Origin of the sequence: Aggregatibacter kilianii (assembly GCF_003129965.1) — a bacterium.
GTDB lineage: Bacteria > Pseudomonadota > Gammaproteobacteria > Enterobacterales > Pasteurellaceae > Aggregatibacter > Aggregatibacter kilianii_A.
The window spans coordinates 186,728-206,564 of sequence record NZ_NRCJ01000001.1 but is presented as its reverse complement, the minus strand read 5'-3'; the positions used below and the strand labels follow the sequence as shown (position 1 = coordinate 206,564).

At 46.1% G+C, this 19,837-nt stretch carries 16 protein-coding genes; 12 read left to right on the top strand and 4 right to left on the bottom strand.

Annotation, left to right across the window (positions count from 1 at the left end; translation table 11 throughout):
- Positions 1-2: 2 nt before the first annotated feature.
- From DK430_RS00895 to DK430_RS00850, 10 genes are all read left to right on the top strand, one after another.
- Positions 3-1,313, top strand: coding sequence for a flippase (locus DK430_RS00895; RefSeq protein WP_109077238.1), 1,311 nt, complete (start codon positions 3-5; stop codon positions 1,311-1,313).
- Entirely contained in the window at positions 1,303-2,484 is a 1,182-nt protein-coding gene (locus DK430_RS00890; RefSeq protein ID WP_109077237.1) for a glycosyltransferase family protein, read from the top strand. Before DK430_RS00895 ends, DK430_RS00890 begins: the two co-directional genes overlap by 11 nt.
- Complete coding sequence (locus DK430_RS00885; RefSeq protein WP_109077236.1) at positions 2,485-3,750, top strand: O-antigen ligase family protein; 1,266 nt, start codon at positions 2,485-2,487, stop codon at positions 3,748-3,750.
- 6 nt (positions 3,751-3,756) lie between these two features.
- Positions 3,757-4,356: a sugar transferase gene (locus DK430_RS00880; protein ID WP_109077235.1), complete on the top strand. Its 600-nt coding sequence runs from the start codon at positions 3,757-3,759 to the stop codon at positions 4,354-4,356.
- A complete protein-coding gene (locus DK430_RS00875; RefSeq protein ID WP_109077234.1) occupies positions 4,353-5,318 on the top strand; it encodes an ATP-grasp domain-containing protein in 966 nt (321 codons plus the stop codon). The genes DK430_RS00880 and DK430_RS00875 overlap by 4 nt, the downstream gene beginning before the upstream one ends.
- Positions 5,308-5,946, top strand: coding sequence for an HAD family hydrolase (locus tag DK430_RS00870; protein WP_109077233.1), 639 nt, complete (start codon positions 5,308-5,310; stop codon positions 5,944-5,946). Before DK430_RS00875 ends, DK430_RS00870 begins: the two co-directional genes overlap by 11 nt.
- A gap of 23 nt (positions 5,947-5,969) precedes the next feature.
- On the top strand, positions 5,970-7,151 hold the full coding sequence (locus DK430_RS00865; protein WP_109077232.1) for a DegT/DnrJ/EryC1/StrS family aminotransferase: 1,182 nt from the start codon (positions 5,970-5,972) through the stop codon (positions 7,149-7,151).
- Positions 7,152-7,171: 20 nt separating this feature from the next.
- Positions 7,172-9,103: a polysaccharide biosynthesis protein gene (locus DK430_RS00860; RefSeq protein ID WP_109077336.1), complete on the top strand. Its 1,932-nt coding sequence runs from the start codon at positions 7,172-7,174 to the stop codon at positions 9,101-9,103.
- A gap of 45 nt (positions 9,104-9,148) precedes the next feature.
- Positions 9,149-10,312, top strand: a complete 1,164-nt coding sequence (locus tag DK430_RS00855) for a polysaccharide export protein (protein WP_109077231.1) — start codon at positions 9,149-9,151, stop codon at positions 10,310-10,312.
- Between the two features lie 119 nt (positions 10,313-10,431).
- Positions 10,432-12,543 (top strand): polysaccharide biosynthesis tyrosine autokinase, encoded by a 2,112-nt coding sequence (locus DK430_RS00850; RefSeq protein ID WP_239496769.1) that lies wholly within the window; start codon positions 10,432-10,434, stop codon positions 12,541-12,543.
- Positions 12,544-12,609: 66 nt separating this feature from the next.
- On the opposite strand, the gene DK430_RS00845 is transcribed toward DK430_RS00850, so the two are convergent.
- From DK430_RS00845 to putP, 4 genes are all read right to left on the bottom strand, one after another.
- The gene (locus DK430_RS00845) at positions 12,610-13,281 is read right to left on the bottom strand and encodes a DUF484 domain-containing protein (RefSeq protein ID WP_109077229.1); all 672 of its coding nucleotides are present in this window, start codon (positions 13,279-13,281) and stop codon (positions 12,610-12,612) included.
- 67 nt (positions 13,282-13,348) lie between these two features.
- A complete protein-coding gene (gene purA / locus DK430_RS00840; RefSeq protein ID WP_109077228.1) occupies positions 13,349-14,647 on the bottom strand; it encodes an adenylosuccinate synthase in 1,299 nt (432 codons plus the stop codon).
- A gap of 87 nt (positions 14,648-14,734) precedes the next feature.
- Positions 14,735-15,700, bottom strand: coding sequence for a tRNA 5-methoxyuridine(34)/uridine 5-oxyacetic acid(34) synthase CmoB (gene cmoB, locus DK430_RS00835; protein WP_109077227.1), 966 nt, complete (start codon positions 15,698-15,700; stop codon positions 14,735-14,737).
- 1 nt (position 15,701) lies between these two features.
- The gene (gene putP, locus DK430_RS00830) at positions 15,702-17,234 is read right to left on the bottom strand and encodes a sodium/proline symporter PutP (protein WP_109077226.1); all 1,533 of its coding nucleotides are present in this window, start codon (positions 17,232-17,234) and stop codon (positions 15,702-15,704) included.
- A gap of 152 nt (positions 17,235-17,386) precedes the next feature.
- On the opposite strand from putP, the gene rng reads away from it, so the two are divergent.
- Positions 17,387-18,862: a ribonuclease G gene (gene rng, locus DK430_RS00825; protein ID WP_109077225.1), complete on the top strand. Its 1,476-nt coding sequence runs from the start codon at positions 17,387-17,389 to the stop codon at positions 18,860-18,862.
- 326 nt (positions 18,863-19,188) lie between these two features.
- On the top strand, positions 19,189-19,836 hold the full coding sequence (gene grxB, locus DK430_RS00820; protein WP_109077224.1) for a glutaredoxin 2: 648 nt from the start codon (positions 19,189-19,191) through the stop codon (positions 19,834-19,836).
- The last annotated feature ends 1 nt before the right edge of the window (position 19,837 follow it).

Sequence of the window (19,837 nt, the reverse complement as noted above, 5' to 3'; positions counted from 1 at the left end):
CTATGATTAATTTGATATCGATGGTTTTTGTCAGACAAATTTTAGTCGGCGTGTTACAAGTCGTGACCCTGATTATTATCGCCAGAGGTCTTGGCACGGAACAAATGGGGCAATACACCTTAGCGATTTTATTGCCGACGTTGTTCTCGCAAATGATTACCTTCGGTTTGCAAAGCGTCAACATTTACGCCATCGGCAGAAAAATTGTGAATGAAAGACAGGCGTTATATGCCAATTTGGTGTTGTTAACCTTGATTTCACTGCTGACCGCGTTAGTTTTAACGGTAGTGGTGCATTATTTCGGCGCCTATTTCTTTAAAGACGTACCGGTAATGTTGCTGTATTTATCTATTGCTTCACTGTTGCCGCAAACTTTTTTCACTGTGTTGCCGTCCCTCGTGCAGGCAATGCAGAATTTTAAATGGTTCAACATCTTATGTGTAGCGCAACCGGCGATGATTTTCGTTATTTCACTCATTGCGGTGTTGCTGTCGAATAATGTGGAATCCGTACTGATTGCTTATGTAGTGAGCCATTGGCTGAGTTTTATCATTTTGATGCGGATCATTTTGAAGCTCATCAAAATCGAAACTTATCCGATTTTTAAGTTCTTGCGTGAATTTATCGGTTACGGACTGAAATCCCATTTAAGTAACATTATTACGTTGCTGAATTACCGTTCTTCGCTGTTGATTCTCGGCTATTTCACCACGCCGGTAGTGGTGGGGATTTATTCCGTGGGAATGCAGTTGGCGGAAAAACTTTGGTTGCCGTCGCAAGCAGTGAGCACCGTGTTATTACCGCGCTTATCCAATAAATTAGGCGAGGGTAGCGATGCCAAAGAAGTGGCAAAACTGACCTTAGACAGCGCAAGAATGACTTTATTGGTGACGTTAATTATCGGTGTTGCTTTTGCCGTCGTCGCCCCTGTTGTGGTGGATTTATTATTCGGTGAAGCCTACAACCAAGCGGTTTATGTGGTGTTGTTGCTGTTGCCGGGGATTTTGGCGTGGACGCCATCGCGCATTTTAGCCAACGATCTTGCCGCCCGCGGATTTGCCGAACTGAATTTGAAAAACTCCTATTGGGTTTTCGGCATTAATGCAACCTTAAGTTTATGTTTAGTGCCACTGTTCGGTTTAATCGGCGCTTCATTAGCAACCACCGTCGCTTACACAATGGATTTGGTTTTACGTTTGAAGGCTTTCGATCAGGTTACGCACAGCGGTGCATTTATGAACATCGTGCCGAAATGGTCGGACTTTAAAATGATGTTCGGTTTTGTCAAAGGAATAAGAAGAAATGCAAGATAAAAAGCATATTTTATTGGTTGCGCCTTATGTGACCTTTCCCGATGAAATGGGGATGAATCGGTTTATTTACCTTGCCAAATTGCTTGCCAAGGAATTTGATGTGACGTTAGTCACCAGCAAATATTGCCATTTCTTGAAAAAACACCGCGAAAATCGACCGCACTTTGAGGGTGTGGAAGTGGTGTTATTGGATGAACCGGGCTATGCCAAAAATGTTAGTGTTCAACGTTTGCTAAGCCATCATCAATTTTGTCGCCATTTTGAAACCTTTTTGCGTAATTATGAGAAAAAAATTGATGTGGCATATTCTGCTTATCCGCTCATCCGCACCAATTATATTTTGGGTAAATACAAAGCGGAAAAAGGCTACAAATTAATTATCGATGTGCAAGACGTATGGCCTGAAGCCATTGCCGGGCCGGTTTCTTTTTTATCGGGCGCGTTGGGCAAAACCCTGATGTATCCGATCACGCTTTATGCCAACGAAACCTATGCTCATGCTGATGCGCTGGTGGCAGTGTCCGAAACTTACTTACAACGGGCGGATGTAAAAAATCTGCCGTCGGATTTAAAAACTGCCGTGTATATCGGCGGTGATGCTTTGTTCTATCGTGAGAATAAAAACAAAACCACAGAAAAATTGGTTGCCACTTATTTAGGCACGATGGCGGGCAGTTATGATTTGGAAACCATTGTCCGCGCCGCACCGCTTTGTCATGAACAGGTCAAGATTCAGTTTATCGGTACCGGACCGCACGAACCTGCTTTGCGGGAATTAAATGAAGAATTGGGTGGCTATGTGTCGTTTCTTGGGGTCCATAGCTATGACGATGCCATGGATATATTGGCGAACTCCGATGTGGCGTTAAACGCCATTAAAGCGACATCGCAAGGCAGTATTACCAATAAATTATCCGATTACATTTGCTGTGGTTTGCCGATTTTAAGCTGTCAGGAACAGCCGGAAGTGGAAAAACTGCTTGGTGAAGGCGGTGGAATTCAATATTTGGCGGGTAATTATGAGCAACTTGCCGATTTGTTAAATCAATTGGCGCAGGACCCGAGACGATTGGAACATATGTCTGTGATCAACCAACGTTTGGCGCAAGAGCGTTTTTTACGGGAACATTCGTACCAAAACATTATGCAACTTATAAAGAAAGTTATTTAGATGAAGATTCAACGTACCGACGTATTTAAATTACTCTTATTATTCAGCGTAGGGCTGACCGTGTTATCGCCCGCGCTGTCTAATCTTGCCGGACTGCCGCGTTTGGACAGTGCGTTAGGGTCGGTTTTCTTTATTTTGTCGGGGATCGCCTTATTTGCACACAAAATTGAAACGGACTTTCTGAAATTCTTGATGCCCTTATATGGTATTTTCTTTTTCGGTTTCTTATCGGTGTTGAGTTCCTTTTCTACGGAAAAGCTGGTGGACTTATTCTTCTTCGGGATTGTAATTTTCACCTTCCACTATTCCTTCCTCGCCTTCCGTCATCGTAACGGAGAAAATGACATGAGATTCCTGTTGTTAGGGATTTCCTTATTCGTCTTGTTAGGTTTCTTCATTGAAGCGGGGCTGGGCATTCAGTTGGTGTCGGGTAACGAAGAATTAACCGTGACCGATAAAGCATTTAAAGGGTTCTTCTTCAACACCAACGACCAAGCGGTGGTCATTGTTTCCCTTGCAGCTGCCGTGGGCTTCTTTTTTATCATTCGCGGGACAAGTCTTAAATTAAAAGCCATCGGCTATGCGTTGTTATTCATGATGGGTATTGTGGTGGTAGTCAGTGCCTCCCGAAGCGTATTGGCAAGTTATTTGCTAATGTTGATGTTGTTGCTTTTCCTCAATGCCTCGGTGTATTTCAAAGCCGTGTATGTTTTACTTGGCTGCGTGATTATGCTGTTTATTTTTAATCTGTCTTGGTTGCAGGAAGTCTTCATTCAGTTATCCCGTATCGAATGGTTGGAACGTCCTATCGAGCGTTTCTCCTTGGCGATTTTCTCCATGAATGACGATAAATCCGTAGGCTATCGTACCGAAATTTACACCACTTTTATCGACAACTTTAAGGTGCTCTGGTTAGGTTATGGTCCACGTGATTACATTCATTATTTCGATCAAATTAAACTCAGTTTCCCGCTTGGTTACACCAACCCGCACAGTTTCTTTATTGAAGTGTATTTGGCGTTCGGTATTTTCGCCTTTGTTTGTTTTATCGGTTTTTTGCTGTTCTCTGCATTTTATGTGCTGAACAGCGGTGCATTAAGCTGTAAAGAAAAGATTTTTATTTTATTCATGATCGCCAATTTCTGTTGGATTGTTTGGGTGCCATCATCCATTTTCAGGCTACCGTTGGTGTGGTATCCGATGTTTTTGGTGTTAATCGATATGATCCTGAATAAGCATGACGTATTTGCTAAGAATAATAGGTAAGTCATTATGTTAAAACGCATTTTTGATATTGTTGTTTCCGCGTTGGCGCTGTTGGTGCTTTCGCCTGTTTATTTCCTTGTTGCTTACAAAGTGAAGAAGAATTTAGGTTCACCGGTGTTGTTTAAACAAACCCGTCCGGGCTTGCATGGCAAACCTTTTGAGATGATTAAATTCCGTACCATGAAAGATGCCGTGGATGCAGAAGGCAATCCCTTGCCTGATGCGGATCGTTTAACCCCTTTCGGTAAAATGCTACGCGCTACCAGTTTGGACGAACTGCCGGAGCTTTGGAACGTGTTAAAAGGCGAGATGAGTTTGGTTGGTCCGCGTCCCTTATTAATGGAATATTTACCGCTCTATAACGAAAAACAAGCCAAACGCCATGATGTGAAACCCGGTATTACGGGCTACGCGCAAGTTAACGGACGTAATGCTATCAGTTGGGAACAAAAATTCGAGCTGGACACTTGGTATGTGGAGAATCAATCCTTTTGGCTGGATTTAAAAATTTTGTTTAAAACCGTGCAAAAAGTTATCGCAAAAGACGATATCAATGCGGTGAATGACGCCACAATGCCTAAATTTGAGGGAAATAAAAAATCATGAATATTCTAATTACATCAGCGGGACAACGCGTTTCTTTGGTTCAGGCATTTCAAACCGAACTGACAAAATTAGTACCGAACGGCAAAGTGTTAACCGTGGATTTAAATCCGATTCTTGCGCCGGCTTGTCATGTAGCGGACGGCTATTTCCAAGTGCCACGTGTGACGGATAAAAACTACATCGACACCTTGTTGCAAATTTGTCTTGAAAATCAGATTAAGTTAATTGTGCCGACCATTGATACGGAGCTGTTAATTTTAAGCGAGCATCATGAATTATTTAAAAATCATGGTATTGCCATTTCCATTAGCGATGCCGAATTGATTAGAAAATGCCGCGATAAACGCTTAACCCATGATCTATTTACCGAATACGGCATTGATATTCCAAAACAATTTGATCGTGATAATTTGCAATTCCCCTTATTTGCCAAACCCTATAACGGTAGCCTAAGTAAAGGCATTTTTGTGGCAAAAAGTGCGGTCGATTTAACGGAAGAAAATTTAAATAATCCGGAATTGTTATTCATGCAATACATTTCACCGGAAGAGTATGACGAATATACGGTGGATTGTTATTTCGATAAACACTCCGTCTTAAAGTGTGTCGTGCCGAGAAAACGTATTTTTGTGCGCGCCGGTGAAATTAATAAAGGCGTCACCAAGAAAAATCAAATTATTGATGTATTAACGGAAAAACTTTCCCATTTAAAAGGCGCACGCGGCTGTATTACGGTGCAGGTTTTTTATCATAAAACGCAGTTTAACGTATTAGGCATTGAAATTAACCCGCGTTTTGGCGGCGGTTATCCCTTAAGTTATTTGGCGCGCGCGAATTATCCGCAGTGGTTGATTAAAGAATATTTCTTTAATGAAGCAATTCCGGTATTCGGTGATTGGGAAGATAACCTCTTAATGTTGCGTTATGACGCAGAAGTGTTGGTGCATCACTATGAAAAATAAAGCCTTGGTTTTAGATTTGGATGACACGCTCTATGCGGAAATCGATTTTTTATATTCCGGCTATAAACATATTGCCATGCGATTGGAACCGGAAGATTGGAAGCCTTTATTCGATCATTTAGTCAAGTTATATCACCACGGTGAAAATGCCTTCCAATATTTAACCGATAAATATCAGGTTGAATTAACGACATTATTGGATTGGTATCGCCATCATCAACCGGAAATTAAATTATTCAATAATACGCAGGAAATATTAACGAAGTTGAGTAAGGATTATAAATTGGCGGTGATTACCGACGGGCGATCCATTACTCAGCGTAATAAGTTAAAAGCGTTGGAGTTAGAAAATAAATTGGATTTTGTGGTGATTTCTGAAGAAATCGGCAGTGAAAAACCGGATCCGAAAAATTTTCTGAGCGTACAAGATGCTCTTCAATGTGAAAAATATATTTATATCGGCGACAACCCGAAAAAAGATTTTGTGACGCCGAATAAACTTGGCTGGGAAACCATTTGTTTACGGGATAAAGGCAACAATATCCATAAACAGGACTTTAATATTCACTCGGAATTTCTACCGCACTTTTATATTTCTGAATGGTCAGAATTAATATCTGTGCTTTAACCTTTTGTTAGTAAGGAATAATTATGCTTAATACGTCTTTTGAACCTTGGCCGTCATTTACCCAAGAAGAAGCGGATGCCGTTTCGCAGGTGATTTTATCCAATAAAGTAAACTACTGGACGGGCACAGAATGTCGTGAGTTTGAAAAGGAATTTGCCGCCTATTGTCAAACCAAATACGCGGTGGCGTTGATGAACGGCACGGTGGCGTTGGATGTGGCGTTAAAAGTGCTGAATATCGGCCCGGGCGATGATGTGATCGTGACATCCCGCACCTTTTTAGCTTCTGCCAGCTCTATTGTGACCGCAGGCGCCAATCCGATTTTTGCCGATGTGGAATTAGATTCGCAAAATATTTCCCGTCGCACCATTGAAGCCGTATTAACACCGAACACGAAAGCCATTATTTGCGTGCATTTGGCGGGCTGGATGTGCGATATGGATCCGATTATGGCGTTGGCGCAAGAAAAAGGCTTATATGTGTTCGAAGACTGCGCGCAGGCGCATGGCGCGAAGTATAAAGGTAAACCGGCAGGGTCTATCGGACACATTGGCGCTTGGTCGTTCTGTCAGGACAAAATCATGACCACCGGCGGTGAAGGCGGTATGGTGACGACCAATGATGAAGCGCTGTGGAAAAAAATGTGGTCGTACAAAGATCACGGTAAAGATTACGACACCGTATATAACAAACAACATCCGCCGGGATTCCGCTGGTTGCACGATTCTTTCGGCACCAACTGGCGCATGATGGAAGTGCAGGCGGTGCTTGGGCGAATTCAGTTAAAACGTATGGCGGATTGGACGGCAAAACGCAATGCCAATATGGCATTGGTTTTAGACGCGTTTGAAGGCAGCCCGTATTTTACCGTACATAAACCGAATCAGGATTATCTGCACGCCGCCTACAAATGCTATGTGCAAGTGAATTCTGATGCGTTGCCGGCTGGTTGGTCGAGAGATCGTATTATGCAGGCGATTAATGATCAGAATGTGCCTTGTTACAGCGGTTCTTGCTCCGAAGTGTATTTAGAAAAAGCCTTTGACGGTACACCATGGCGACCAGAAGTGCGGTTAAAAAATGCGGTGAAATTAGGCGAGGAAAGCTTGATGTTCCTAGTGCACCCAACCTTAAGCGAGCAAAGTCTTGAACGTTGCCGCCAAGCGATTAAAAGCGTGATCAAACAATTGGCCGACGAGGCGTAATTAAGAGGCGATATATCGTGATAAAGTCTTTTATTGCAAGGTTGGTGATTGCATCCATGTGGGCAAAAGTAGCGGGTCTGATGTTAATGGATCTGTTGGTTTTTCCGATTTTGTTGTGGATGTGCTATTCCCTACGCCTATTTGATGTTTCCATCTATTACATCGTGCCGCAAATTTATTTAAGCGAAGTGTGGATTGCGGTACTTGCGGTGGCATGTTTATTTATTTGTCGAATTTACCATTTTGTCATTCGCACATTTAATGAAAACCTGATTTTCAGATTGATTATCGCCACGGCAATGACCGTTATCGCGTTATTTTTACTGAAAAATTGGACAAATACCTTTATTCCGACATCGGTCATTCTGATGTTCGGTTTTATGATGTTCCTGTGGGTTTTACTCAGTCGAACCATTATTCGTCTATTGGTGCGTAACATTTTAAGTTCCAGCAAGGTCAGTAAGCGTATTGCCATTTACGGTGCGGGTGCGGCAGGTCAGCAAATCGCGCAGACGTTGGTGAATTCCGACGAGCATGTGCCGTTATTTTTCATTGATGACGATAAAAATTTAATCAACCGCCGTGCGGGCAGATTGAAAATTTATTCTGCGGAAGCCGGGTTAGAGGCGTTAAAACGTTACGAAATCGATGAAATACTGATTGCTTTACCGTCAGTCAGCCGAGCCAGAAAAAATGAAATTGTCGAGTTTTTGTCCCAATCCCATTTGCGCATTATGGAGTTGCCGGGCTTAACGGAATTGGTGGACGGCAAAATTAATATCGCAGACATGAAAGAAATCAATATTATTGATTTATTGGGTCGCGATCCTGTTGATCCGGTGCCGGAACTGTTCAGTAAAAATATTCGTGGGCAGATTGTCATGGTGACAGGCGCAGGTGGTTCGATTGGTTCCGAATTATGTCGTCAGATTATCCGTAATCGTCCGAAACTGTTGCTGTTGTTTGAAATTTCCGAATATGGGTTGTATGCCATTGAGCAGGATTTGAAAGACATCATGCGTAAGGAAGGAATTCAGGATGTAATCATTTTCCCGTTATTGGGTAGTGTACAAAATACCCAACGTTTGACGGACATCATGCAGACTTTCCAAGTGGAAACCGTTTACCACGCGGCGGCATATAAACATGTGCCGATGGTGGAATATAACGTGGTCGAAGGGGTGCAGAACAATATTTTCGGTACTTACAACACGGCAAAAGCGGCGATTGCGGCGGGCGTAAAATCTTTCGTCTTGATTTCCACCGATAAAGCGGTGCGTCCGACTAACGTCATGGGCAGCACCAAGCGCATTGCCGAACTTTGCTTGCAGGCGTTGGCGAAGGAAAAAGGTAAATCCCACGACACCCTATTCTCTATGGTGCGTTTCGGCAACGTATTGGGTTCTTCCGGTTCCGTTATCCCGTTGTTCAAGAAACAAATTGAACAGGGCGGGCCGATCACAGTGACCGATAAACGCATTATTCGTTACTTTATGACCATTCCGGAAGCTGCACAGCTGGTGATTCAGGCCGGGGCGATGGCGAAAGGTGGTGATGTGTTTATTTTAGACATGGGCGAACCGGTAAAAATCGTGGATTTAGCCCGCAACCTGATTAAACTTTCAGGCTTCAGCATTCGTGATGAAGAACATCCTGAGGGTGAAATCGAAATTCGTTTTACCGGTTTAAGACCCGGGGAGAAGCTTTATGAAGAGCTTTTGATTGGTGATGACAATGTCGAACCGACCTATCATGAACGAATCATGACGGCAAGAGAAGTGTATTTGCCGTTAAATGAGTTGAACTCGCTGATTAGTCAGCTGGAAAAAGCTTGCGATAATAATGATTGCGAAGAAATTCGCCGTCTATTATTAAACGCGCCGACAGGTTATCACCCTGTCAGTGAACTGGCGGATTTTGTCTGGACAAGACAACAAAATTCGAATGATTAACCTCGGCTTGACGTTTCACAAGCCCATACTATAACGATTGAAATTATGAAAAAACTCAGTAAATCTCTCTTTTTGGTCGGTGCCGTGTTTTCACTTTCGGCCTGTTCCGTTTTGTTGCCAAGTTCAGGTTCACCAATGACCAAAAAAGCCGAAGTCGTCGGTGAAAAAGTGGATTATGCAAAAGCCGTGGATGCTTATTTGATTACGCCGCAATTATTGCGCCAACTTTCTCCGGTGAATGCCTCCGCCCGTTCTAACACCCGCTTAGATAGCGCCGTGAAAGGGTATCAATATCGCGTCGGTCCGGGCGATGTGTTAAATGTCACTGTGTGGGATCATCCGGAATTAACCACGCCGGCAGGTTCTTATCGTTCCGCCTCCGAAGCAGGTAACCAAGTGCATGCCAACGGTACAATGTTCTATCCTTATGTGGGTTCCGTGAAAGTTGCCGGTTTAACCGTACAGCAAATTCGCGATCGCTTAACCAAATCTTTAGCCGGTTACATCGCTGATCCGCAGGTAGAAGTAAATGTTGCCGCCTTTAAATCACAAAAAGCCTACGTGACCGGTGAGGTGAAATCGCCGGGGCAACAATTCATCAGCAATGTGCCTCTGACATTGTTGGATGCCATCAACAAAGCGGGGGGCTTATCCGATCATGCCGACTGGCATAATGTGAAAATCACCCGTAACGGCAGAGATGAAACGGTTTCCGTGGAAGCGTTAATTCAACGTGGCGATTTAACCCAAAACCGCTTATTGACTAACGGTGACATCGTGCATATTCCGCGCAACGACACCATGAAAATCTTTGTGGTGGGCGAAGTAGTGCAACCGCAATTCCTTACCATCGGACGTAACGGTATGACCTTAACGGAAGCCATTAGTGCCAGTGGCGGTATTGACAAACTGTCTTCCGACGCAACGGGGATCTTCGTCATTCGTGGTCAGCGCGGTGCACGTGAAATGGTGAAAACCGACAAGGGCGAGCAAGTGGAAAAAGTGGCGAATATCTATCAGTTAGATGTGACCAACCCGACCGCTTATATCTTAGGGACGGAATTCTACTTACGTCCGCATGATGTGGTGTATGTCACCACCGCACCAATTACCCGCTGGAACCGCGTGATTTCACAAGTGGTACCGACAATCAGCGGTTACAACGACTTAACCGAGGGTACGTTAAGAATCAGAACATGGGGACGATAGTCCGAATTTGATTAATCAGGAATGAAATACCGAGAGAATTTGTGCGGTATTTCTTCCATCAATGCTTTTTTGTAACAGTTACCGTTTTCCGGTATTAAAAAAGCCGAACAAAGGGTTTTATGATGAGTAAAAAACAGAATGACGTAATTGATCTGAGTAAACTGCTAGCCGTCTTTTGGGATCGGAAGGGAACTATTATTTACACCACCTTCATCTTCGTGGTGTTGGGGGTAGTTTATGCTTTATTGGCACCGTCGATTTACACGGCGAATGCGTCCGTTCAAGTGGAAGCAAAATACACCGGCGGGGCGTTGAAAGATCTTTCTACCATGTTTGAGCAGGAATCTTCCGCAGGCACCGAAATCGCCGTGATTAAATCCAGAGCGATTTTAACGGGCGCAGCGGAAGACTTAAATCTTTCCACTCAAATCACCCCTAAATACACCATCCCGTTTTTCAGCAAAGGCTGGGAAAAGCTCACCGGTGAAACGCCGGAACTGACCACCTCCCGCTTTATTCCGAAACGTAAAGAATTGGAGAATGCTGTGTTGGAAATCGGCCCGAACACCGATGAATACCGCTTGTTTGATGACGACGGCAAATTGGTTTTGGAAGGCAAAATCGGTCAAACCTATGATACTGATGACGTGAATATTGAAGTTACACACTTAAAAGGCGAGCCGGGTAAACGTTTTTCCTTGGAAAAATTAGACGAACTCAAAATCGTCACCGAGTTACAGAAAAAACTTTCCGTAGAAGAGCAGGGTAAGCTCACGGGCGTTATCACATTAAGTCTGAACGGCGAAGATAAAGAGTATATTTACGACGTATTACGCGCCATCACCGCAAGTTATATTCGTCACAGCACCGCGCGCAACTCCGCCGAAGCGGAAAAAAGCCTGGAGTTCTTGAAGAATCGCTTACCGGAAGTACGTGAGCGCTTGGCGCAATCGGAAAATGCATTAAACCAATATCGTCAAAAAACCACCTCGTTAGATTTAGGTTTAGAAGCCAAATCCATGTTGGATACCATGGTCCAACTGGAAGAAGATTTAAATGCGTTGACCATTAAAGAAAGTGAAATTTCCCAACGCTTCAAACGTAACCACCCGACTTACGTTGCATTGCTGGAACAACGTAAAGTCTTATTGAAAGAAAAAGCCCGTCTCACCAAAGACATGGAAAACTTGCCGGAAACACAAAAAGAAGTGGTGCGTTTAACCCGCGATTTTGAATCCGACCAAGAGATTTACGTTCAGTTACAAAATAAAATTCAGGAACTTGACGTCATCCGTGCCGGTGCAGTGAGCAACGTACGCATTCTGGATCAGGCGCAAGTGATGCCGGATCCGATTGCGCCGCGTAAGTTACTGATTTTGATATTCTCCATCATCTTAGGCGGCATGGCAGGTTGTGCCATCGTTATCCTGAAAAGTTTCTCCAATAAAGGCATTAAAGGAACGGAAGAGATTGCCGATCTCGGCTTAAACGTCTATGCCACCGTGCCTTACGCCCATAAACAAAACGCTTTATCCCGCAAACTGTCGTCGAAAAAAGTCAGTGATGTCTCCATTTTGTTATCGGAACGCTTCCCTGACGATTTAGCCGCCGAAGCCCTGCGAGGGCTAAGAACCGACCTCAATTATCTGTTGAGCCAAGCTAAAAATAACCGCGTTATGTTCTCCGGCGTCACTGCCAATGCGGGGAAAGGCTTTATTTCCGGTAACCTTGCTAATTTAATGGCTCAAACCCACAAAAAAGTGCTGCTCATTGACGCGGATTTACGTCGAGGTTATTTGCACAAGCTATTGCGCCTCGATAACCAAAGCGGTTTAGCGGACGTGTTAAGCCAAGGTACGGCGTTTGATCAAACGGTACAGGTTGCCAATGATTACCTCCATGTCATCACCCGTGGCACAGCGCCGCAAAACCCGTCGGAATTGCTGTCTTCCGTCCGTTTCGCGCAGCTATTGGATTGGGCATCGGCAAATTATGACATGGTGATCGTTTCCGCACCGCCGATACTTGCCGTCACTGATGCCGCCGTCATCGCGCAACACATGGGAACGGTCTTGCTCATCGCACGCTTTGACCACACCACGCCAAAAGAAATCGACGTCTCCCGCCAACGTTTCGCCAACGCTGGCGTACAGGTAAAAGGCATGATCCTCAACGGACTCAAAGCCCAAGCCTCTACCAAAGACGACTATTTCCACCGCTATTACGGTTAAAAGTGCGGTTAGTTTTAGCAGTGTTTTTTTAAGGTCACGTTATGTGGCCTTTATTTTTTGGGGTTTTTATACCCACCGCCCCAAATGCAACTCCACAATATCCACGATGTGTTTCAAGAATGTGGTGTCTTGTCCGTTGTGGAAGCGGGTGGTGTCTCGGGACGTGAAGAGTAAAAGTGCGGTGGGTTTGTGGGTGGTTTTGGTGCCGAGCAGGCAGATTGCCACGGAACCGATGGGGAATTCTTCCGGCAGGAACATCAGGTGTTTTTCTTTGTTGCTTAAATCGCCCAAATAAAATTGGCGTAAGCCGAGGCGTTCCAAGCGGATGAGTTCAAACGCCTTGCGGTCGATCCAATATTGCTCGGGAATGGCTTCGTTTTTTTGCCATTCATCGCTAAACAGCAAGATCTTCGCGCCGTCCAGTTCGTAGGATTGCGCCCATTGTCTGAGTTTTTCTTCACCGCGTTGGAAATCTTCCGCCTGAAATAATTTCTTTTGTAACGGCATGAGCGCGTAGAAAATGTCCGCTTCCTGATAAGCGAGTTGATGAAATTTTTCTAAGAATGCGGTGAGGGTGTGGATTTGTTGGCGTTGCTGTTCTAGTTGGGCTTCCACTAACGACAGCGTGCCTTTTTGCGGATGCACGACTGAAAGTTTGGCGAGCAAATCGGTGTGTGTCGTGAAAAAATCGGGGTGTTCGGTCAAATAGGCGACGACGTTCTTTTCCTGTTCATTCATAAAAAAACTCTCCAAAAAAGAACCGCACTTTGATGGCTCAAAAGTGCGGTCATTTTCTCATGCGTTTTTACGCGGCAAAGGGATCTTGCAAAATCATGGTTTGTACGCGATCCGGCCCTGTGGAAAGGATGGCAACCGGCACGCCGGTGACTTCTTCAATACGTTTGATGTAATTACGGCAGGTTTGCGGCAATTGGTTTACATCGGTCACGCCGAAAGTGTTTTCTTTCCAGCCCGGCAGGGTTTCGTAAATCGGCTCGACGCCTTCCCAGTCTTTCGCGGCAAGCGGCGCGTATTCTACGATGTCGCCGTTCGGCATTTTGTAACCCACGCAGATTTTCACTTCATCGAAACCGTCCAACACGTCTAATTTGGTCATGCAGAAACCGGAAATGGAGTTCAGTTGAATGGCGCGACGAATTGCCACGGCGTCAAACCAACCGCAACGACGCGGACGGCCAGTTACCGCACCGAATTCGTTTCCTTTACGGGCGATTTCTGCGCCTGTTTCATCGAATAATTCGGTTGTGAACGGACCGCCGCCTACACGGGTGCAGTAGGCTTTGATGATACCCAACACATAATCTAAATTGCGCGGACCGAAACCGGAACCTGTCGCCACGCCGCCGGCGGTGGTGTTGGAACTGGTCACATACGGATAGGTACCGTGGTCGATGTCCAACATGGTGCCTTGTGCACCTTCAAATAAAATGTTGTCGCCGTTTTTGCGGGCGGTATCTAAGATGGTGGTGATGTCGGCGACCATGCCGGTGATAATGTCGGCAACGGCGAACACGTCATCTAAGGTTTTTTGATAATCGACAGGTTCGACTTTGTAGTAGTTGACTAATTGGAAGTTGTAGTAGTCGAGGATATTTTTGAGTTTTTCGGCGAACAGTTCGCGATCAAATAAATCGCCTACGCGTAAACCGCGACGTGCTACTTTGTCTTCATAGGCAGGCCCGATACCGCGACCGGTGGTGCCGATGGCTTTTTTGCCTAACGCCGCTTCACGGGCGTGATCCATGGCAACGTGGTAAGGCAGAATTAACGGACAGGCTTCGGAAATTAACAAACGGTCGCGCACATTTACGCCGCGATTTTCCAATTCGCCCATTTCCTGCATGAGTGCCGCAGGGGAAAGCACCACGCCGTTACCGATTAAGCAGGTGACGTTATCGCGCAAGATGCCTGATGGAATTAAACGTAGAACGGTTTTTTCACCGTTGATGATTAAGGTGTGACCGGCGTTATGGCCGCCTTGGTAGCGCACCACATATTTCACGCGATCGGTGAGCAGGTCAACGATTTTACCTTTCCCTTCATCGCCCCATTGAGCGCCGAGAACGACAACACTTTTACCCATAATTTTCCGCCTTTTTTAGCTTGAGGTTATAAAAATCAACGGTTGCTTACTTTACTATTTTCGGCTTGGAATCTCAATGCAATTCCTTTATTTATTCGCCAAAATGACCGCTCTTTTCGGCGCAGGATAGCCTTCGATGGTTTTGCTGTGATCCGTCGAGTCAAGAAAATCAATTAAAGATTCATTTTCCAACCAGTCGGTTTTGCGTTGTTCTTCCAAGGAGGTCACCGCCACATCCACGCAACGCACGTTTTTAAAGCCGGTTTTTTGTAACCAATGAATCAGCGCGGCGACAGACGGAATAAAATAGACGTTTTTCATTTTGGCGTAGCGATCCATCGGTACTAACACGGTGTTTTCGTCGCCGTCCACCACCAAGGTTTCGAGCACCAATTCACCGCCGTTAACCAGTTGCGCACGCAGTTGGGAGAGGTGATCTAACGGCGATTTTCGATGGTATAACACCCCCATAGAAAACACCGTATCAAACGCCGCCAGCGGTTGCATTTGTTCGATGCCGAGCGGAATCAGATTGGCGCGGCGATCGTCGTTTAACAGTTTGCGTACCGCTTCAAATTGGCACAAAAACAATTCCGTCGGGTCAATGCCTACCACCATTTTTGCGCCTTCGCCCACCATGCGCCACATGTGGTATCCGCTGCCGCAACCCACATCTAAAATGGTGCGATCCTGCAACGGCGCAAGATGCGGGAGCACGCGATCCCATTTGAAATCGGAACGCCATTCGCAATCTACATGAATACCAAGCAAATCATAGGGGCCTTTGCGCCACGGCATAAGCTGTTTCAGGTGATAAATAATGCGCTGTTTTTCGCCGTCGGAAAGCGCAGAATCCCGCTCGGATTTGACCGCACTTTTTAGTTCGATACGATCGGCGCTCAAGTGCGGTAGGAATTCCAAGACTTTTGCCCACTTGGCATATTCCCCGTGAGTTTGTTGTTGCCATTGTTTTATTTGTAACGGCAGGGTTTCCAGCCACGGTGAAAGGTTGGTGGTGGCGATTTGTTGGTAAAACGGGCGAAAATCAATCATGTTATTCTCTCGGTGATAAGGCGTCTTTATAGGCTTTGTGGGCTTTATCAAAGGTTTCGGCAATTTCCGCATCAGGCTTTTTAGAGAGCAGGGAAACTGTCACAATGGCTAGGGCGGCAAACAAAAAGCCCGGGATCATTTCGTACACCTGTGCCCAACTGCTGTCTGCCGGCAGTCCTTTTTTCCAAGCAACCACAGTCACTGCGCCGGTCAGCATGCCCGCCATAGCACCGGTGGAGGTCATGCGTTTCCAAAATAAGGAAAATAATACGACCGGACCGAATGCGCTACCGAAGCCTGCCCAGGCGAATTCCACCAGTTTGAGCACTTGGCTTTTTTCATCCTGCGCGATCCAAATGGCGATGCCTGCAATCACCAACACCATGGCGCGACCAAGCCAAATAAGTTCTTTCTCGGAAGCTTTCGGGCGAATGAAGCCTTTATAAAAATCTTCTGTAATGGCGGTGGAGGAAATCAATAATTGCGCGCTTAGGGTGCTCATCACCGCGGCAAGAATGGCGGACAGCAACACGCCGGCAATCCACGGGTTAAACAAAATGCGGGATAGCTCGATAAACACCTGCTCCGGTTCTTTGTTGACCAGCGCGGCGGAGGCGGTATCTGCGTTAGCATAAAAATATACCATGCCGAAGAAGCCGATCGCGATAGCACCGACCAAACAAAGCACCATCCAAGTCATGCTGATTTTGCGTGCGTTATTCAGTGAGCGCACGGAATCCGCCGCCATGAAACGGGCGAGAATGTGTGGTTGTCCGAAATAGCCCAATCCCCAAGCGGCAAGGCTTAATACGCCGATGGTAGTTGTGCCGCGAAATAAATCGGTAAAGTCTTTTTGCGCGGCGGCTTCCGCCTGTTGTAACACATTTTGCAGTTCATCCGCACCGCCGATGGAGATCACCACAAAGATCGGCGTGAGCAATAAGGCGAAAATCATTAAAGTGGCTTGAATGGTGTCCGTCCAGCTTACGGCGAGAAAGCCGCCGATGAAAGTGTAGGCGATAGTGGCAAGGGCGCCGTACCAAAGTGCGGTGGAATATTCGATTGAAAATAGATTCTGGAATAATTTCGCGCTGGCGACGACACCGGAAGCGCAATAAATCGTGAAAAACACCAAAATAATGGTGGCGGATACGATTTTTAACAAATTATGTGACGTGCCAAAGCGATGATGAAAATATTCGGGCAGGGTTAAAGCGTTGTTGTTGAATTCGGTGTAAACGCGCAATCGTCCTGCGATAAATAACCAGTTTAAGTAAGCGCCGAGCGTTAAACCGATGGCGATCCAGCCTTCAACTAATCCGGAAAGGTACACAACGCCGGGTAAGCCCATCAATAACCAGCCCGACATATCGGAAGCGCCGGCGGACATGGCGGTGACAAAGCTGCCTAAGCGGCGTCCGCCGAGAATGTAATCGGAGAAGTTTTTGGTGTAGTAGTAAGCGGCAATCCCGATACCGAGCATGCCGACGATATAAATGACAAATGTGACAATTGTTGGATCTAACCCAAACATCGTTCCAACCTTAGTACATACTTAGTACATAGACTTTTTAAAAATGTGAAAAGAGGCGCATTTTACCGCATTTGCCCCTATTATTCTATTTTCCTTTTCGTTAGACTAATCAGCCGACAAGACAATTATCAAACTTTAACATCAGGGAAGTTATGGATTCGGTTGAATTATTGGTCAATGTGACGCCTAACGAAACGCGCATTGCCCTCGTAGAAACAGGTTTATTAAAAGAAGTCCATATTGAACGCCAAGGCAAACGCGGCATTGTGGGGAATATTTACAAAGGACGCGTCACCCGCGTGCTGCCGGGGATGCAATCGGCGTTTGTGGACATCGGCTTGGAAAAAGCCGCTTTTTTGCACGCCTCGGACATCGTCTCGCACACCGAATGTGTGGACGAAAACGAACAAAAGCAATTCGTGGTGAAAGACATCGCCCAGTTGGTGCACGAGGGGCAGGACATCGTTGTGCAGGTAGTGAAAGATCCGCTCGGCACCAAAGGCGCGCGCCTGACCACGGACATTACCTTGCCGTCCCGTTATCTGGTGTTCATGCCGGAAAACAGCCATGTGGGCGTGTCGCAACGCATTGAAAGCGAAGAAGAACGTGTCCGTTTGAAAGAATTAGTACTGCCGTTGTGTGATGAACTGGGCGGCTTTATTATTCGCACCGCCGCCGAAGGCGCCAGCGAGCTGGATTTGCAACAAGATGCGGAGTTTTTAAAACGCTTATGGCGTAAGGTGTTGGAGCGTCGCGCTAAATACCCGACCCGCTCCATGCTTTACGGCGAACTGGCGCTCACCCAACGCATTTTGCGCGATTTTATTGGCGCCAAATTAGACCGTATTCACATCGACTCCCGACTGTGTTTCAACGAAGTGAAACAATTCACCGAAGAATTTATTCCAAACCTCACCGACAAACTGATTTTATACTCGGGAAATCAACCGCTCTTTGATGTGTACAGCGTGGAAAACGGCATTCACAATGCCTTGGATAAGCGGGTGAACCTCAAATCCGGCGGTTACCTGATCATCGAACAAACGGAAGCCATGACCACTATCGATATCAACACCGGCGCGTTCGTGGGGCATCGCAATCTGGAAGAAACCATTTTCAACACCAACATCGAAGCCACCAAAGCCATCGCCCAACAGCTTCAACTACGCAACCTCGGCGGCATTATCATTATCGATTTCATCGATATGCAAAAAGAAGAGCACCGTAATCGCGTGCTGGAATCCTTGCGCGAAGCCCTCGCCTCCGACCCGGTGAAAACCAACGTCAACGGCTTCACTCAACTTGGCTTGGTGGAAATGACCCGCAAACGTACGCGCGAAAGCTTAGAACACATTCTGTGCGACGATTGCCCCGCCTGCCAAGGGCGCGGACGGGTGAAAACCGTGGAAACCGTGTGCTACGAAATCATGCGCGAAATCATTCGCGTGCATCACGTTTTCGCCAGCGAGCAATTTGTGGTTTACGCCTCCCACGCCGTCGCCGACTACCTGATTAACGAAGAATCCCACGGCTTACTGGCGGAATTGGAAGTGTTTATCGGCAAACAAATCCAAGTCAAAACTGAGGTGTTCTACACCCAAGAGCAGTTTGATGTGGTGGTGATGTAAAAAGTGCGGTGGGTTTTGGCGGTGTTTTTTACATCTTAGTGTGATCGAATGCTGTTTTTTTCCTCTCGCCCGCTTGCGGGAGAGAGACAGACGGAAATTGCGTTCAGCAATTTTCGTCAGAGAGAGGGGAGCTTGTAGTTTATTCCCCTCTCCCTCCGAAAATCCTCCGGATTTTCTCCACCCTCTCCCGTAAACGGGGGAGGGGAAGTCTAAATCTTATACATCGCTCGATAGCGTAAAGGATGGCGGAAGAAGGAGTGTGATATTTGAAAAACACCCACAAAACCCACCGCACTTTCCCGACAGCAACAACAAAAGGAGACCTTATGAAACTCTACGTTTACGACCATTGCCCGTTTTGCGTACGCGCTCGCATGATTTTCGGCTTGAAAAATGTACCGGTGGAATTGGTGACCATCCTAAATGACGACGTGGAAACGCCGACCCGTCTGGTAGGCAAAAAAGTCGTGCCGATTTTAGTCAAAGAAAACGGCGAAGCCATGCCGGAAAGTTTAGATATCGTGCGCTATATTGATGAAAACTACGGCGAAAAAGTGTTATCGGAAACGGTTCGTCCGGAAATTGAAGTTTGGCTAAAACAAGTGGGTGGCTATCAAAACCATTTGGTGATCCCACGCTTTACCCGCCTCGGCTTAGCCGAATACGCCACCCAAAGTGCGGTCAATTATTTCACCGAAAATAAAAAAAAATCCATCGGTAATTTCGCCGAAAATCTGGCAAACACCGAAACCTATCTTGCCCGCCTCGCACCCGATTTAACCCAACTTGCCGATTTAATCCAAAAAGACACCGCACTTAACGGCACCCTTTCCTTAGAAGATATCCTCGTCTTCCCGATCCTGCGCAACCTCACCTGCGTTAAAGGAATCAACTTCCCGCCGAAAGTGAAAGCTTATGTGGAAGTGATGTCACGCCGGAGCAACGTGCCGTTGTATTGGGAGAAGGCGATTTAAT

Excerpts from the sequence above, each read along its gene's own strand:
- DK430_RS00895 (WP_109077238.1), top strand. The coding sequence starts at position 3 with ATGATTAATTTGATATCGATGGTTTTTGTCAGACAAATTTTAGTCGGC.
- DK430_RS00890 (WP_109077237.1), top strand. The coding sequence starts at position 1,303 with ATGCAAGATAAAAAGCATATTTTATTGGTTGCGCCTTATGTGACCTTT.
- DK430_RS00885 (WP_109077236.1), top strand. The coding sequence starts at position 2,485 with ATGAAGATTCAACGTACCGACGTATTTAAATTACTCTTATTATTCAGC.
- DK430_RS00880 (WP_109077235.1), top strand. The coding sequence starts at position 3,757 with ATGTTAAAACGCATTTTTGATATTGTTGTTTCCGCGTTGGCGCTGTTG.
- DK430_RS00875 (WP_109077234.1), top strand. The coding sequence starts at position 4,353 with ATGAATATTCTAATTACATCAGCGGGACAACGCGTTTCTTTGGTTCAG.
- DK430_RS00870 (WP_109077233.1), top strand. The coding sequence starts at position 5,308 with ATGAAAAATAAAGCCTTGGTTTTAGATTTGGATGACACGCTCTATGCG.
- DK430_RS00865 (WP_109077232.1), top strand. The coding sequence starts at position 5,970 with ATGCTTAATACGTCTTTTGAACCTTGGCCGTCATTTACCCAAGAAGAA.
- DK430_RS00855 (WP_109077231.1), top strand. The coding sequence starts at position 9,149 with ATGAAAAAACTCAGTAAATCTCTCTTTTTGGTCGGTGCCGTGTTTTCA.
- DK430_RS00850 (WP_239496769.1), top strand. The coding sequence starts at position 10,432 with ATGATGAGTAAAAAACAGAATGACGTAATTGATCTGAGTAAACTGCTA.
- DK430_RS00845 (WP_109077229.1), bottom strand. The coding sequence starts at position 13,281 with ATGAATGAACAGGAAAAGAACGTCGTCGCCTATTTGACCGAACACCCC.
- purA (WP_109077228.1), bottom strand. The coding sequence starts at position 14,647 with ATGGGTAAAAGTGTTGTCGTTCTCGGCGCTCAATGGGGCGATGAAGGG.
- cmoB (WP_109077227.1), bottom strand. The coding sequence starts at position 15,700 with ATGATTGATTTTCGCCCGTTTTACCAACAAATCGCCACCACCAACCTT.
- putP (WP_109077226.1), bottom strand. The coding sequence starts at position 17,234 with ATGTTTGGGTTAGATCCAACAATTGTCACATTTGTCATTTATATCGTC.
- rng (WP_109077225.1), top strand. The coding sequence starts at position 17,387 with ATGGATTCGGTTGAATTATTGGTCAATGTGACGCCTAACGAAACGCGC.
- grxB (WP_109077224.1), top strand. The coding sequence starts at position 19,189 with ATGAAACTCTACGTTTACGACCATTGCCCGTTTTGCGTACGCGCTCGC.